General features: G+C 74.4%; 11 protein-coding genes. 3 read left to right on the top strand and 8 right to left on the bottom strand.

The window, feature by feature from the left end:
- Positions 1 to 147: 147 nt before the first annotated feature.
- From ACGFXC_RS23360 to rsmI, 8 genes are all read right to left on the bottom strand, one after another.
- Entirely contained in the window at positions 148 to 1,944 is a 1,797-nt protein-coding gene (locus ACGFXC_RS23360) for an ABC-F family ATP-binding cassette domain-containing protein (RefSeq protein ID WP_393715688.1), read from the bottom strand.
- A gap of 28 nt (positions 1,945 to 1,972) precedes the next feature.
- Entirely contained in the window at positions 1,973 to 3,316 is a 1,344-nt protein-coding gene (locus tag ACGFXC_RS23355; protein WP_393715686.1) for an acyltransferase family protein, read from the bottom strand.
- A gap of 76 nt (positions 3,317 to 3,392) precedes the next feature.
- Positions 3,393 to 4,310 (bottom strand): 4-(cytidine 5'-diphospho)-2-C-methyl-D-erythritol kinase, encoded by a 918-nt coding sequence (locus ACGFXC_RS23350; protein WP_393715684.1) that lies wholly within the window; start codon positions 4,308 to 4,310, stop codon positions 3,393 to 3,395.
- Positions 4,307 to 5,209, bottom strand: coding sequence for a 16S rRNA (adenine(1518)-N(6)/adenine(1519)-N(6))-dimethyltransferase RsmA (rsmA, locus tag ACGFXC_RS23345; RefSeq protein ID WP_393715682.1), 903 nt, complete (start codon positions 5,207 to 5,209; stop codon positions 4,307 to 4,309). Before rsmA ends, ACGFXC_RS23350 begins: the two co-directional genes overlap by 4 nt.
- A complete protein-coding gene (locus ACGFXC_RS23340) occupies positions 5,206 to 6,924 on the bottom strand; it encodes a ubiquitin-like domain-containing protein (RefSeq protein WP_393715680.1) in 1,719 nt (572 codons plus the stop codon). Before ACGFXC_RS23340 ends, rsmA begins: the two co-directional genes overlap by 4 nt.
- Before the next feature lie 122 nt (positions 6,925 to 7,046).
- Complete coding sequence (locus ACGFXC_RS23335) at positions 7,047 to 7,934, bottom strand: TatD family hydrolase (protein ID WP_393715678.1); 888 nt, start codon at positions 7,932 to 7,934, stop codon at positions 7,047 to 7,049.
- Between the two features lie 10 nt (positions 7,935 to 7,944).
- Positions 7,945 to 8,436 carry a hypothetical protein gene (locus tag ACGFXC_RS23330; protein WP_393715676.1) on the bottom strand — a complete coding sequence of 164 codons (492 nt, stop codon included), beginning with the start codon at positions 8,434 to 8,436 and terminating at the stop codon, positions 7,945 to 7,947.
- Positions 8,437 to 8,596: 160 nt separating this feature from the next.
- Positions 8,597 to 9,496, bottom strand: a complete 900-nt coding sequence (rsmI, locus tag ACGFXC_RS23325) for a 16S rRNA (cytidine(1402)-2'-O)-methyltransferase (protein ID WP_393715674.1) — start codon at positions 9,494 to 9,496, stop codon at positions 8,597 to 8,599.
- 144 nt (positions 9,497 to 9,640) lie between these two features.
- Here rsmI and ACGFXC_RS23320 point away from each other — a divergent pair, with 144 nt between their 5' ends.
- The 3 genes from ACGFXC_RS23320 to ACGFXC_RS23310 all read left to right on the top strand — a co-directional run bounded on the left by ACGFXC_RS23320 (position 9,641) and on the right by ACGFXC_RS23310 (position 13,817).
- A complete protein-coding gene (locus tag ACGFXC_RS23320) occupies positions 9,641 to 11,407 on the top strand; it encodes a dolichyl-phosphate-mannose--protein mannosyltransferase (RefSeq protein ID WP_393715672.1) in 1,767 nt (588 codons plus the stop codon).
- Positions 11,408 to 11,542: 135 nt separating this feature from the next.
- The gene (locus ACGFXC_RS23315; protein ID WP_393715670.1) at positions 11,543 to 13,174 is read left to right on the top strand and encodes a penicillin-binding transpeptidase domain-containing protein; all 1,632 of its coding nucleotides are present in this window, start codon (positions 11,543 to 11,545) and stop codon (positions 13,172 to 13,174) included.
- 175 nt (positions 13,175 to 13,349) lie between these two features.
- A complete protein-coding gene (locus ACGFXC_RS23310; protein ID WP_393715668.1) occupies positions 13,350 to 13,817 on the top strand; it encodes a YbaK/EbsC family protein in 468 nt (155 codons plus the stop codon).
- The last annotated feature ends 131 nt before the right edge of the window (positions 13,818 to 13,948 follow it).

Here is a 13,948-nt window from a genome sequence, read left to right as displayed (position 1 = left end):
TGGGGGGTCGGGGAGGTCGGGAAGAACCGACCCTTTCTATCACCCGTGGCCGACAAGCGACGGGCCGGTCCGACCCCTGTTCCCAAGGGAGGACCGGCCCGTGACACCGCCGTTATCCGGCCAGTTGGCGCCGTTGCGGCGCCCCGCTCACGCGTCCTCGGCCAGTTCCAGCCAGCGCATCTCCAAGTCGTCGCGCTCGGAGATGAGTTCCCTCAGCTCCGCGTCGAGCTTGGCGACCTTGTCGTAGTCGGTGGAGTGCTCGGCGATCTGCGCGTGCAGGTTCGACTCGCGGTCCGACATCTTGTTGAGCTGCCGCTCGATCTTCTGCAGCTCCTTCTTCGCGGCGCGCGAGTCCCCCGAGGCGGAGGACTTCGCGGCGGCGGCGGGCGCCGCCGGGGCGGCCGCCTCGATCATCCGCTGCCGGCGCTCCAGGTACTCGTCGAGGCCGCGCGGCAGCATCCGCAGACTGGCGTCGCCGAGCAGCGCCATCACCGTGTCGGTGGTGCGCTCGATGAAGAACCGGTCGTGGGAGATCACGATCATCGAGCCGGGCCAGCCGTCGAGGAGGTCCTCCAGCTGGGTCAGGGTCTCGATGTCGAGGTCGTTGGTGGGCTCGTCGAGGAAGAGGACGTTGGGCTCGTCCATCAGCAGCCGCAGGATCTGCAGCCGGCGGCGCTCGCCACCGGAGAGGTCGCCGACCGGCGTCCACTGCTTCTCCTTGGTGAAGCCGAACTGCTCGCACAGCTGGCCCGCCGTCATCTCGCGGCCCTTGCCGAGGTCGACGCGGTCACGGACGCGCTGGACGGCCTCCAGGACGCGCAGCGACGGGTCGAGCTCGCCGACCTCCTGGGACAGGTAGGCCAGCTTCACGGTCTTGCCGACGGTGACCGTGCCCGCCGCGGGCTGGACGTCGCCCTGGGTGCGGGCGGCCTCGGCGAGGGCGCGCAGCAGGGAGGTCTTGCCGGCGCCGTTCACGCCGACGAGGCCGACGCGGTCACCGGGGCCCAGGTGCCAGGTGAGGTGCTTGAGCAGGGTCTTGGGACCGGCCTGGACGGTCACGTCCTCCAGGTCGAAGACGGTCTTGCCGAGCCGGGCGTTGGCGAACTTCATCAGCTCGGAGGTGTCGCGCGGCGGCGGCACGTCGGCGATCAGCTCGTTGGCGGCCTCGATGCGGTAGCGGGGCTTCGAGGTGCGCGCGGGGGCGCCGCGGCGCAGCCAGGCCAGCTCCTTGCGCATCAGGTTCTGCCGCTTGGACTCCTCGGTGGCGGCGATGCGGTCGCGCTCGGCGCGGGCGAAGACGTAGTCGCTGTAACCGCCCTCGTACTCGTGGACGTCACCGCGCTGCACGTCCCACATGCGGGTGCAGACCTGGTCCAGGAACCAGCGGTCGTGGGTGACGCAGACGAGCGCCGAGCGGCGCGCCTGCAGGTGTGCGGCCAGCCAGGAGATGCCCTCGACGTCGAGGTGGTTGGTGGGCTCGTCGAGGACGAGGAGGTCCTGGTCGGCGATGAGCAGCTGGGCCAGCGCGATGCGCCGGCGCTCGCCGCCGGAGAGCGGGCCGATGACGGTGTCGAGGCCCTGCCCGAAGCCGGGCAGGTCGAGGCCGCCGAAGAGTCCGGTCAGCACGTCACGGATCTTGGCGTTGCCGGCCCACTCGTGGTCGGCCATGTCCCCGATGATCTCGCGGCGGATGGTGGCCGAGGGGTCGAGGGAGTCGTGCTGGGTGAGCACGCCCATCTGGAGGCTGCTGTTCTGGGTGACCCGGCCGGTGTCGGGTTCCTCCAGTTTGGCGAGCATCCTGATGAGGGTGGTCTTGCCGTCGCCGTTGCGGCCGACGACACCGATCCGGTCCCCCTCGGATACGCCGAGGGAGATGCCGTCGAGCAGGGTACGGGTGCCGTACACCTTGCTGACTGCCTCGACATTGACCAGATTGACGGCCATCAGACGCGCTCCAGGGAAGGGGTGTGGATCAGCCCCTCAGCCTAACCCTCCGGGCCGACCCCGACCGTTCCACCAGGAACGCACCCGCCAGCACCATGCCGATGGCGGCGGGAGCGGTGACCGGAAGGGCGATCAGGACGGCGCTGTGGCCCTCCAGGAGACCGCCGAGGCCGGTCGTGGACAGGCCGAGGATCCCCAGCAGGCACAGCGTGATCCCGGCGGCGGCGGGCGGCCCGCCGCCGCGACGAGCCACGACGGCAGCGCCGGAGGCGGCCCGCGCGGCGGGGGCCTCGAAGCGGCGCAAGCACCGCACCAGCAGGGCGGTCAGGGCGGCCGCGAGCAGGATCCGCACGGGCACCTGCGCCCACCAGCCGGCCGTGGCGGGCTCGGGCAGGGCGATGCCGAGGGCGAGCTGGGCCGCGTACACGCCGAACATGGCCGTCAGGTGCCACAGGAAGGCGGTCATGGCGATGCCGTTGGCGGCGACGACCCCCTGCCAGACGCGGGGCCGCGCGAGCAGGCCGGCGGCCGGACGGGCGAGCAGCTGGACCGCGCCGACCAGCCACGCGCCGTGGCAGAGCAGGGCCAGGGTGGGCGGGGCCATGTTGGACACCTTCTCGCCGGGCATCCCGACCATCGACAGCGGGTACGGGCCGCACGCCACGAGCAGCACGGCCCCGGCCGCTCCGGCGGCCGCGAGGACGGCGGGCCGGGTGATGCGGCCGTCGGCGCGCAGGAAGCCCAGCTGGTGCACGGCGAGCCAGACGAACGCGAAGTTCAGGAACTGCGCGTACGGGACCCCGAGCGCGAAGCGCAGGACGTCGACCAGCGCGGCGGCCCCCGCCAGCGCGGCGAAGACGGCCCAGCCGTGGCGGCCGTGCAGCTTCAGCAGGGGCGGGGTGAGGGCCACCATGGCGAGGTAGATCCCGATGAACCACAGCGGCTGCGTCACCATCCGCAGCGCGGCGCCGGTCAGCCGGCCGCCGCCGTGCCCGGTGAGCTGCACGGCCAGCGCGAGGGCGGCCCAGAGCAGGACGAACACCAGGGTGGGGCGCAGCAGTCGGCGCAGGCGGGCGCGCAGGAAGTCCGCGTAGACGGGCCGCCCCCCGGCCCGGCGTTCGAGCGAGCGGTACGACAGGGCGTGCGAGAAACCGCCGACGAAGAAGAAGACCGGCATGACCTGGAGGAGCCAGGTCAGCCCCTGGAGCGGGGGGACCAGGGCGAGCAGGTTGCCCATGCCGTCCCCGCTGACCGCGGCCATCAGCCAGTGGCCGAGCACGACCGTGGCGAGGGACGCGACCCGGAGCAGGTCGACGTAGCGGTCCCGGTCGGCGGGGGTGGCTGCGGCCGCATCGCGCGCGCTGACTGTCATGCCCACACGGTCCCGCGGCCGGGCGGTCCCCCGACAGGGCGCGGATACTCATCCGCGCCCTGGGTACGCCGACGCGTCAGGCGGCGCTGACCACCGTCGCGCCGGGGGCCGGGGAGGTGGTGACGCGGGTCGCCCGGCAGGTGCCCGACGCCTCCAGGGCGGCGGCCACCTTCTCGGCGGATTCGGGATCGCGGACCAGGAAGGCCGTGGTGGGGCCGGAGCCGGAGACCAGCGCGGCCAGCGCGCCCGCGTCGGTGCCCGCCGCGAGCGTGGCCGCCAACTGCGGCCGCAGGGACAGCGCGGACGGCTGGAGGTCGTTCGCCAGGGTGTCGGCCAGCGCCTGCGGATCGCCGGAGGCCAGCGCGGCGAGCAGCGCCGGGGAGGCCTGCGGCGCCGGTACGTCGACGCCCTCGGTCAGCCGGTCGAACTCGCGGAACACCGCCGGGGTGGACAGTCCCCCGTCGGCGACGGCGAACACCCAGTGGAAGGCGCCCGCCGCGACGGGGGTCAGCAGCTCGCCCCGCCCGGTGCCGAGCGCCGCGCCGCCGGTGAGGCTGAAGGGGACGTCGCTGCCCAGCTCCGCGCACAGGCCGAGGAGTTCCGCGCGCGGGGTGTGCAGTCCCCACAGCGCGTCGCAGGCCAGCAGGGCCGCCGCGCCGTCCGCGCTGCCGCCCGCCATGCCGCCCGCGACGGGGATGTTCTTCGCGATGTGCAGGTGGACGGCGGGCTCTACGCCTGCCCGGGCGGCGAGCAGCTCGGCGGCCCGCGCGGCGAGGTTCGTACGGTCCAGGGGCACCTGGCCGGCGTCGGGGCCCGCGCAGGTGACGGTCAGCGCGCCGGCGGGGGTCGCCGTCACCTCGTCGAACAGGGACACGGCCAGGAAGACGGTGGCCAGGTCGTGGAAGCCGTCGGGGCGCGCCGCGCCCACCGCGAGCTGGACGTTGACCTTCGCGGGGACCCGTACGGTCACGCCCGCGGCCGGGGCGGCGCTCACAGGGCGGGCCGCTCGGCGGCGGGCTTGTGCTCGGCGATGGCCGCGAACTCCTCCACCGTCAGCGACTCCCCGCGCGCCAGCGGCGCGACCCCGGCGGCCACCAGCGCCGCCTCGGCGGCGGCCGCGGAACCCGCCCAGCCGGCGAGCGCCGCGCGCAGGCCCTTGCGGCGCTGCGCGAAGGCCGCGTCGACGACCGCGAAGACCTCCGCCTTGGTGGCCGTGGTCTTGACCGGCTCACTGCGGCGCACCAGGGAGACGAGTCCGGAGTCGACGTTCGGGGCGGGCCAGAAGACGTTGCGGCCGATGGACCCGGCGCGCTTGACGTCCGCGTACCAGTTGGCCTTGACGGAGGGGACCCCGTACACCTTGTTGCCGGGGCGGGCGGCGAGCCGGTCGGCGACCTCGGCCTGGACCATGACGAGGGTCCGCTCGATGGTGGGGAAACGGTCGAGCATGGTGAGCAGCACCGGCACGGCCACGTTGTAGGGCAGGTTCGCGACGAGCGCGGTCGGCGCCGGGCCGGGCAGTTCGCTGACGAGCATCGCGTCGGAGTGGACCAGCGCGAAGCGGTCCTTCCTGGCGGGCATCCGCGCCTCGATGGTGGCGGGCAGCGCGGCGGCGAGGACGTCGTCGATCTCGACGGCGACCACCCGGTCCGCGGCCTCCAGCAGGGCCAGCGTCAGCGAGCCGAGCCCCGGGCCGACCTCGACGACCACGTCGTCCGGCCGCACCTCGGCGGTCCGCACGATCCGGCGCACCGTGTTGGCGTCGATGACGAAGTTCTGGCCCTTCTGCTTCGTCGGGCGCACGCCGAGTACCTCGGCCAGTTCTCGGATGTCGGCCGGGCCGAGGAGGGCGTCGGAAGGGGTCGCGGGGGGCTGCTGCTCTGCGGTGCTCACCGGTAAAGCCTACGGCCGCAGTGGGGCCAGGGGCTCGCCCCCCGTTGCACGTAGAGCTTCTTCGCCCGGAAGGTCTGCTCCGCGCCCGTGGCGTCCTGCGCGCGGCCGCTGCCGCCGAGGGCCTGCCAGGTCTGGACGTCGAACTGGTAGAGGCCGCCGTAGGTGCCCGAGGCGTCGGTGGCGGCGGCGCGGCCGCCGGACTCGCAGTGGGCGAGGGCGGCCCAGTCGAGGCCGTCGGCGCCCGCGACGGAGCTCGGCAGGGGCTTCGTGCCGACCTTGACGAGCTGGCCGACGGGCTCCCGCACCACTTCTTCGGCGATCTTGCGCGGCTCCTGGCGGACCCCGTTGACGGTACGGAGCCCGTACGTGACCCGGCGCGCTCCGGGCCGCCCGACGCGTTCGACGACCTCGGTGCCGGCGAAGAGGGTGGCGTCCTCGACCCGCTCGGTCACGTACGGGATCCGCTCCTCGCGGACCTCGCGGGTGCCGGTGATGCGCAGCACGGTGACGGTCTGGCCGTCGCGGGGGAAGGAGCCGGGGGGCACGGAGGTGGTGTCCTCGCCCCGCAGGGTGATGCCGGCCTGGTCCAGGGCCTCCTGGACGGTGGCGGCGTTGGTGCGGATGGTGCGCTCGCGGCCGTCGGCCATGAAGGTGATCCCGCGTTCGGTGCGCACCCCGAGGGTGAGGCCGGAGCGGGGGACGGGGGCGGTGCGGGGGGCGGAGAGGTGGGCGCCCTCGACGCGGACGCCGAGCTGGCGCAGGGCGCCCTCGACGGTGCGGGAGGTGGTCCACACCTCGCGGCTGTGGCCGTCGAGGGTGAGGTGCAGGGGTCTGCCGTAGCGGACGACGACCTCCTCGCCGTCGTCGAGGGCGGACGCCCGGGCGGGGGCGACGAGGTCGTGGGGGCCGACGCCGAGGCCTTCGGCGGCGAGGAGGTCGTCGACGCTCCCGGCGAAGGTGTGCAGGGTGCGGGGAACTCCGTCGACGGTGATGCGGACGGCCTTGTCGGCGGCGACGAAGGCGGTGGTCCCGCCCGCGAGGAAGGCCACGACCAGGGCCTGGGGCACGATGCGCCGCCAGCTGTCGCGGGGGGCGGGGCCGCCCGCCGTCCCGCGCCGGCGCCGGCCGGGGGCGGCGGCCTCCCCGGCGGCGGCGGGTACGGGGGCGGCGCGGCGGCGGCCGGTCCCGCCGGGGGCGGGGACGGCGGGAGCGGGGGCGGGGGCGGCGGGGCCGGGGACGGCGGCGCGGCGGCGGCCGGAGCCGGCGCCCCCGCCGTCGGTGTCCGGGGTCCGCGGCGCGGGGGCGGCGGCCCGGCGCCGTCCCGCGGGCGGGGCCGCGGGGGCGGGGGCCGGGGCGGCGGCCCGCGCGGGTTCGCGGTCGGCGCCCTTGCGGCGGCGGCCGGGGCGCCGGCCCTCGCCCCGGGGCGAGGGAACTCCGGGGCCGGGAGCGACGGCGGGCTCCGGGGCGGGGGCCGCGGCGGGAGCGGGAGCGGGCCCCGCACCCGGCGCGGGCCCGAACGCGGCTTCGAGGTCGGCCGCGAGGCCGGTCCCGAAGCGCCCGGAGCCGGAGTCGGCGGAGAAGCCGGCCACCGCCCCGGAGCCCGGACCGGGGTCCGCCCCGGGGTCCGGCCCGCCGCCCGCGCCGGGGTCCGCGCCGGGCTCCGGGGCCGGGTCCGGCCAGGGGGCACGGCGGTGACTGCCCTGGGTATCGCTCACGTCGCTCGCTCCACTGGTCCGGCCCCGGCTGGTTCGGGCACGGCACCCTAGCGGGAGCGGCCGTCACGCACCAAAGCCGTTCGACTACCCAGCGTGTCGGGCGAACGGGTGTGCCAGGGACGTCAGTAGCCGAAGGCGCGCGCCGTGTTGGCGGCCAGCGCCGTGGCCATGGCGTCCTCGTCGATGCCGCGGACAGCCGCCATCGCCCGCACGGTCAGCGGAATGAGGTACGGCGCGTTGGGCCGTCCGCGGTACGGCGCGGGAGTGAGGTACGGGGCGTCCGTCTCGACCAGCACCAGCTCCAGCGGGGCCACGGCCAGGGCCTCCCGCAGCGGGGCGGCGTTCTTGAAGGTGACGGTCCCCGCGAACGACATGTAGTACCCGGCGGCCGCGCACGCGCGGGCCATCTCGGCGTCGCCCGAGTAGCAGTGGAAGACGGTCCGCTCGGGCGCCCCCTCCTCCCGCAGTACGCGCAGCACGTCCGCGTGGGCGTCGCGGTCGTGGATGACCAGCGCCTTGCCCCGCCGCTTCGCGATCTCGATGTGGGCCCGGAAGGAACGCTCCTGCGCGGCCATGCCCTCCGGTCCGGTGCGGAAGTGGTCGAGCCCCGTTTCGCCGACCGCCTTGACGTGGTCCAGCGCGGCCAGCGCCTCGATCTCGGCCAGGGCCTCGTCGAGCGCCGCGTCGCCGCCGCCGGCCCGCGCGCCCTGCCGGGACCAGCCGTCGGGGTCGCCGTGCACGATCCGGGGGGCTTCGTTCGGGTGCAGGGCCACCGCCGCGTGGACGTTGTCGTACGCGGCGGCCGTCTCGGCCGCCCACCGGGAGCCCTTCACGTCACAGCCGACCTGGACGACCGTGGTCACGCCCACCGACGCGGCCTTGGCGAGGCTCTCCGCCACGGTGGCGGACTGCATGTCGAGGTGGGTGTGCGAATCCGCCACCGCCACCCGCAGGGCTTCGGGCAGCGGCGGCGGAGCGTCCTTCGCCCCCGGCTTGTCTTCGCGTGTCATACGGCCGATCTTATGACCGGCCGCGCCGCCCCAGCAGACGGGCGAACCAGCCCCGGCGCTGCTGGGACGCGTCGACCGCGACCGGCCCGGGGGAGTCGTGCGAGGCGGCGCCCCGGCGCGGCTTCGGGGTGCGCGGGGCGTTCACGCCGGCCGGCGGCGGACCGGCGATGCCGGGGACGACCGGGTGGTAGAGCTGGTCGAGCATGTCGAGCGCCGAGGACACCTGGCCGGCCCGCATGATCCGTACGACGTGGCCGCCGCAGTTCAGGCAGGTCGGGTTGGACAGCGGGGAGGGCACCCGCTCGCCCTTCACCGTGTACATGATGAACGGCTGACCCTGACCGTCGACGTGGTGTTCTATCGCGTAGGCCTGCTCCCACCCGTAGCCGCACTTCATGCACGCGAAGGAGTACGCCTCGTGCACGGTCCGTACGGCAGGTGTGGATACGGCGTCCGATACGGCGACGGGTGCGGGTACCGGGGTGTCTGCGATCTCACTCATGCCAGCTCCTCTTGTTCCACTGGTGCCATTGCCAGTGGACGCCTCTTCGGGCGGGAGCGCATCAGGTCCTGTCCAGTGTTGGACGGCCTTTGGCCCAGTCATGCCCAAAGGGGCCGGTGCGCGGTCTGAGCTTTGCTTTTCAGGTTAGCTCTTTACCGATTTACGGCACCTTTTGTGCCGCGTTCTTTGCCGCCACGACCGCGTCGAACACCTCGCGCTTGGGTAGGCCTGCCTCTGCCGCGACCGCCGCGATGGCCTCCTTGCGGCGCTCCCCCGCCTCCTCGCGCACCCGCACCCGGCGCACCAGCTCCTCGGCGTCGACGTCGCCGGGCGCCGCGGCCGGGGCGCCCTCGACGACGATGGTGATCTCGCCGCGCACTCCGTCGGCGGCCCACAGCGCGAGGGCGCCGAGGCCGCCGCGCTTGACCTCCTCGTACGTCTTGGTCAGTTCCCGGCACACGGCGGCCCGCCGGTCCGCGCCGAACACCTCGGCCATCGCGGCGAGGGTGTCGTCCAGCCGGTGCGGCGCCTCGAAGTAGACGAGCGTGCGCCGCTCGCCCTCGACGTCGCGCAGCCGGCCCAGGCGCTCGCCCGCCTTGCGGGGCAGGAACCCCTCGAAGCAGAAGCGGTCCACCGGGAGCCCCGACAGCGCGAGCGCGGTGAGCACGGCGGAGGGCCCGGGCACGGCGGTGACCTTGATGTCCTTCTCCACCGCCGCGGCGACCAGCCGGTAGCCCGGGTCGGACACCGACGGCATGCCCGCGTCCGTCACCAGCAGCACCCGCTTGCCGGCCTCCAGGGCCTCGACCAGCTCCGGGGTGCGGGCGGACTCGTTGCCCTCGAAGTACGAGAGCACCCGGCCGGTGGTGTGCACGCCCAGCCCCTGCGTCAGACGGCGCAGCCGCCGGGTGTCCTCGGCGGCGATCACGTCGGCCCGCTCCAGTTCGGCGCCGAGCCGGGGCGGGGCGTCGGCGAGGTCCCCGATGGGGGTTCCGGCCAGGACGAGCACGCCGTCGGTCGGGGAGGTGGCTTCGGTACCGCGGGGCTGTTCGGCTGTCACCCGGACATCCTCTCATCGGCGGCGGCCCGCGCCCCTGCCGCGGGCTCCCGGCTCCGTCCCCGGGGGCCGCGCGCGGGCGGCGGGAAAGGAGACGACTCACGTGGGGACTGGGGCTCCCGCAGACGCGTTCCCTACGATGACCCGGTGACCAGTACCGCGACGCCGCCGCCCAGCCCCGCGGGGGCCCCGCCCGTTCCGACGGGCGCGGGCGACTCCGAGCCCGAGCCGTCCGCCTGGCTGCGCCGCCTGCGGGGCTTCGGCTACGCGCCGGCCGGGCCGGCGGGCGATGTCCGCACCCGCCTCGTACCCCCGTACGCACGGCCGTCCGAGCAGCTCTGGACGGCGCTGGGGGTGCCGCTTGCGAGCCGGGCGGCCTGGCAGCGCGTCCTGGCGTGGGCGGGTCCGCTGCTGGTCACACTGGTCGCGGGGGTGCTGCGGTTCACGCACCTCGGCAGCCCCAAGGCGGTGATATTCGACGAGACGTACTACGCCAAGGACGCCTGGGCCACGATCCGGCAGGGCTACGAAGCCAGCTGGCCCAAAGATATCGACAAGTCGATCCTCTCGAATCCCGACGGCGTACCGCTCCCCCTGGACCCCGGCTACGTCGTCCACCCGCCGGTCGGCAAATGGGTGATCGGGCTCGGCGAGTGGATGTTCGGCTTCGACCCCTTCGGCTGGCGGTTCATGACCGCTCTGCTCGGCACCCTGTCCGTACTGATGCTGTGCCGGATCGGCCGGCGGCTCTTCCGGTCCACCTTCCTGGGCTGCCTGGCGGGCGCGCTGCTGGCGGTGGACGGCCTGCACCTGGTGATGAGCCGCACCGCCCTGCTCGACCTCGTCCTCATGTTCTTCGTCCTGGCGGCCTTCGGGGCGCTGCTCATCGACCGCGACCGGGCCAGAGCCCGGCTCGCCGCCGCACTGCCGGTCGACGAGGACGGCCGCACCCGCCCCGACCTGCGCGTCGCCGAGACCCTGCGGCTGGGCTGGCGCCCGTACCGGCTGCTGGCCGGCGTCTGCCTCGGGCTGGCCTTCGGCACCAAGTGGAACGGCCTCGTGGTGCTGGCCTTCTTCGGCGTGCTGACCGTGCTGTGGGACGCGGCCGCCCGCCGCACCGCCGGCGCGGGCGCCCCGTACGCGGCGATGCTGCGCCGCGACGCCCTGCCGGCGTTCCTCTCGACGGTCCCGGTCGCCCTCGGGGTGTACCTCGCGTCCTGGCTGGGCTGGATCCTGAGCCCGGACAACGGCAAGGGCGGCTACTTCCGCGACTGGGCCGCCAAGAACGACCAGCACAGCTCGCTGTCCTTCCTCCCCGAGTGGCTGCGCAGCCTGTGGCACTACGAGACGACGGTCTACGACTTCCACGTCGGCCTGACCTCCGGCCACACCTACCAGTCCAACCCGTGGAGCTGGCTGGTCCTCGGCCGCCCCGTCTCCTACTTCTACGAGTCCCCCGCGCCCGGCACCGACGGCTGCCCGGCGACCGAGGCCGGCAAGTGCGCCCGCGAGGTCCTGGCCCTGGGCACCCCGCTGCTGTGGTGGGCGGGCTGCTTCGCACTGCTCTACGTACTGTGGCGGTGGATCTTCCGCCGCGACTGGCGGGCGGGCGCCATCGCGTGCGCGCTGGGCGCCGGGCTGCTGCCCTGGTTCAACTACCAGGAGCGCACCATCTTCTACTTCTACGCGGTGGTTTTCGTCCCGTACCTGTGCCTGGCGGTGGCGATGATGATCGGCGCCCTGCTGGGCCCGGCCGGCTCCACGGAGCGCCGGCGCGCGGTGGGCGCGATCACGGCGGGGGTCCTGGTCCTGCTCATCATCTGGAACTTCATCTACTTCTGGCCGATCTACACGGGCGGCACCCTCCCGATGGACTCCTGGCGCGGCCGCATGTGGCTGGACACCTGGATCTAGCGCTGTTCGGTGTGTGACGCGTGCGACATCCCGTTCCGGTAACAACAGCGTGGTGCCGTGCTCGCGCAGCGTAAGGTCCGCACCAGGAGTTCTTTGAACATGTTCAGAGAGCGGGGGTCCCTGGGGAGGGAACGCATGAACGGGGCGGCGAAGGGTGCCATCGTCGGCGGGGTGTTTCTCGCGATGGTCGGCGGGGCCGGATACGGGGTCTACAGCCTCGTCGGGGACGACGGCGGCGGGGCGGGCGAACCGGCCGGCAGCGCCCGGCCGGCCCGCCAGACGAGCGGGCCCGTCACCGACGGGGAGACCGCCGACACCGCGCGGGCCTTCCTGGCCGCGTGGGCATCCGGCGACGCGGGCGCGGCGGCGGAGCTGACGAACAACGAGCAGGCCGCCCGGACGGCGGTGGCGGACTACACGAGCGCGGCGTACGTGTCGAAGGCCGTCATCACCCCCGGCACGCCGGAGGGCACCACCGTCCCCTTCAAGGTCGAGGCCGAGATCTCCTACCAGGGAACGGTCAAGCCCCTCGTCTACGACTCCCGGCTGACCGTCGTACGCGGCGTCAGCACCGGCAAGGCCCTCGTCGACTGGCAGCCCTCGGTGATCCACCCGCAGCTCCAGCAGGGCGACCGGCTGCGCGCGGGCACCCCGGCGAGCCCGCCGGTGAAGGCCGTCGACCGGCACGGCAAGGAGCTGACCGCCGAGCTGTACCCCTCGCTGGGGCCGGTGCTGGAGGCGCTGCGCAAGACGTACGGGGAGAAGACCGGCGGCACGCCGGGCGTCGAGCTGTGGGTCGAACCCGCCACCGCCGACGCCCCCAAGCGGACGCTGATGACCCTGGTCGAGGGCAAGGCGGGCCAACTGGAGACCGTCCTCGACGCCGACGTGCAGGCGGCCGCCGAGAAGGCGGTGGCCGGGCGCGCCGAAGCCTCCGTCGTCGCCGTCCAGCCGAGCACCGGCAACATCCTCGCGGTGGCCAACCACCGCCGCGACGGCTTCAACGCGGCGATGCAGGGCGGCCGGGCGCCCGGCTCGACGATGAAGATCGTGACGGCGGCGATGCTGCTGGAGAAGGGCCTCGTCGCGGCGGACCGCCCGGCGCAGTGTCCGGCGAGCGCCACCTGGGAGGGCAAGGCCTTCCGCAACCAGGACGGTTTCTCCTCGCAGGGACAGCCCTTCTCGAACAGCTTCGCCAAGTCCTGCAACACCGCCTTCATCAGCCTCATCGACGACGTGAAGGACAACGGCGCGCTGCCGGCGACGGCGAAGGACGCCTTCGGCATCGGGCTGGACTGGAAGACCGGCATCCCCTCGCAGGACGGCTCGGTGCCGGTGACCTCGGGCCCGGCGGCGGCCGCGGAGTACATCGGGCAGGGCGCGATCCGGATGAACCCGCTGAACATCGCCTCCATCACGGCGACGGCCCGCTCGGGGGTGTTCCGCCAGCCGGTGCTGGTGAAGGCCTCCCTGGACGGACGTCCGCTGGCCACGGCCGCCCGCTCACTGGCGCCGGGGGTGTCGGCGCAGCTGGTCAAGATGATGCGGCAGACCGCCACGAGCGGTACGGCGGCTTCGGCGATGGCCTCGGTGGGCGGCTCCGACAAGGGCGCGAAGACCGGCTCGGCGGAGGTCGACGGCGCGGCCAGCCCGGACAGCTGGTTCACCGGCTTCAGCGGCGACGTCGCGGCCGCCGCGATGGTCGAGGGCGGCGGGCACGGCGCGGACGCGGCGGGCCCGATCGTCGCCCAGGTCCTGAACTCCTGACGCGCCCGGCGCACGCCGGGCCGACGGTCCGGGCGCACGCCGCGGGCGCCGCGGCCCGGGCACCGGAATCGGGGCACCGGAATCGGGGCACCGGAGTCCCGGCCCCGGAATCGGGCGCCCCGGCTCCGGGCAATCCGCTCGCCCCCCGCAGCACCCCGGCGCTAGCGTCGACCGTATGACGACCAGCACCCTCTTCACCCGGGCCACCGCCGAACTCGGCATCGAGGTCACCGTCCGCACCTTCCCCGAAGGGACCCGCACCGCCGCCGACGCTGCCGCCGCGATCGGCTGCGAGCTCGGCCAGATAGTCAAGTCGCTGGTCTTCGCCGCCGACGGCGTCCCGGTCCTGGTGCTCATGGACGGCGCCTCCCGCGTCGACGTCGAGGCCGTCCGCCGTCAACTCGGCGCCGCGGAAGTCACCCGCGCCGACGCCGCGCTGGTCCGGGAGACCACCGGCTACGCCATCGGCGGCGTCCCGCCGTTCGGCCACCGCACCCGGACCCGGGTGCTGGCCGACCGGGGCCTGCTGGAGCACGAGGTCGTGTGGGCCGCGGCCGGCACCCCCCACACGGTGTTCCCGATGCCCCCGCGCGAGCTGATCGGATACGCCGCCGCCGCACTGGCCGACGTACGGGAGTCCTAGGGTCCGGGCCCTAGGCCGTCTCTTACGGATCTTGCCTGACCCGCGCCGCCCGGCACCGCACCTCGCCGCGTTGTCGAGGCACCCGAGTACGTCCAGTACGCGGGAGCCTCTCCGCCTTGCGATGCACGGCA

The sequence above is a fragment of the Streptomyces sp. NPDC048507 genome (assembly GCF_043199995.1).
In the GTDB taxonomy this organism is placed as follows: Bacteria; Actinomycetota; Actinomycetes; order Streptomycetales; family Streptomycetaceae; genus Streptomyces.
This window is presented reverse-complemented; position numbering and strand designations above follow the sequence as displayed.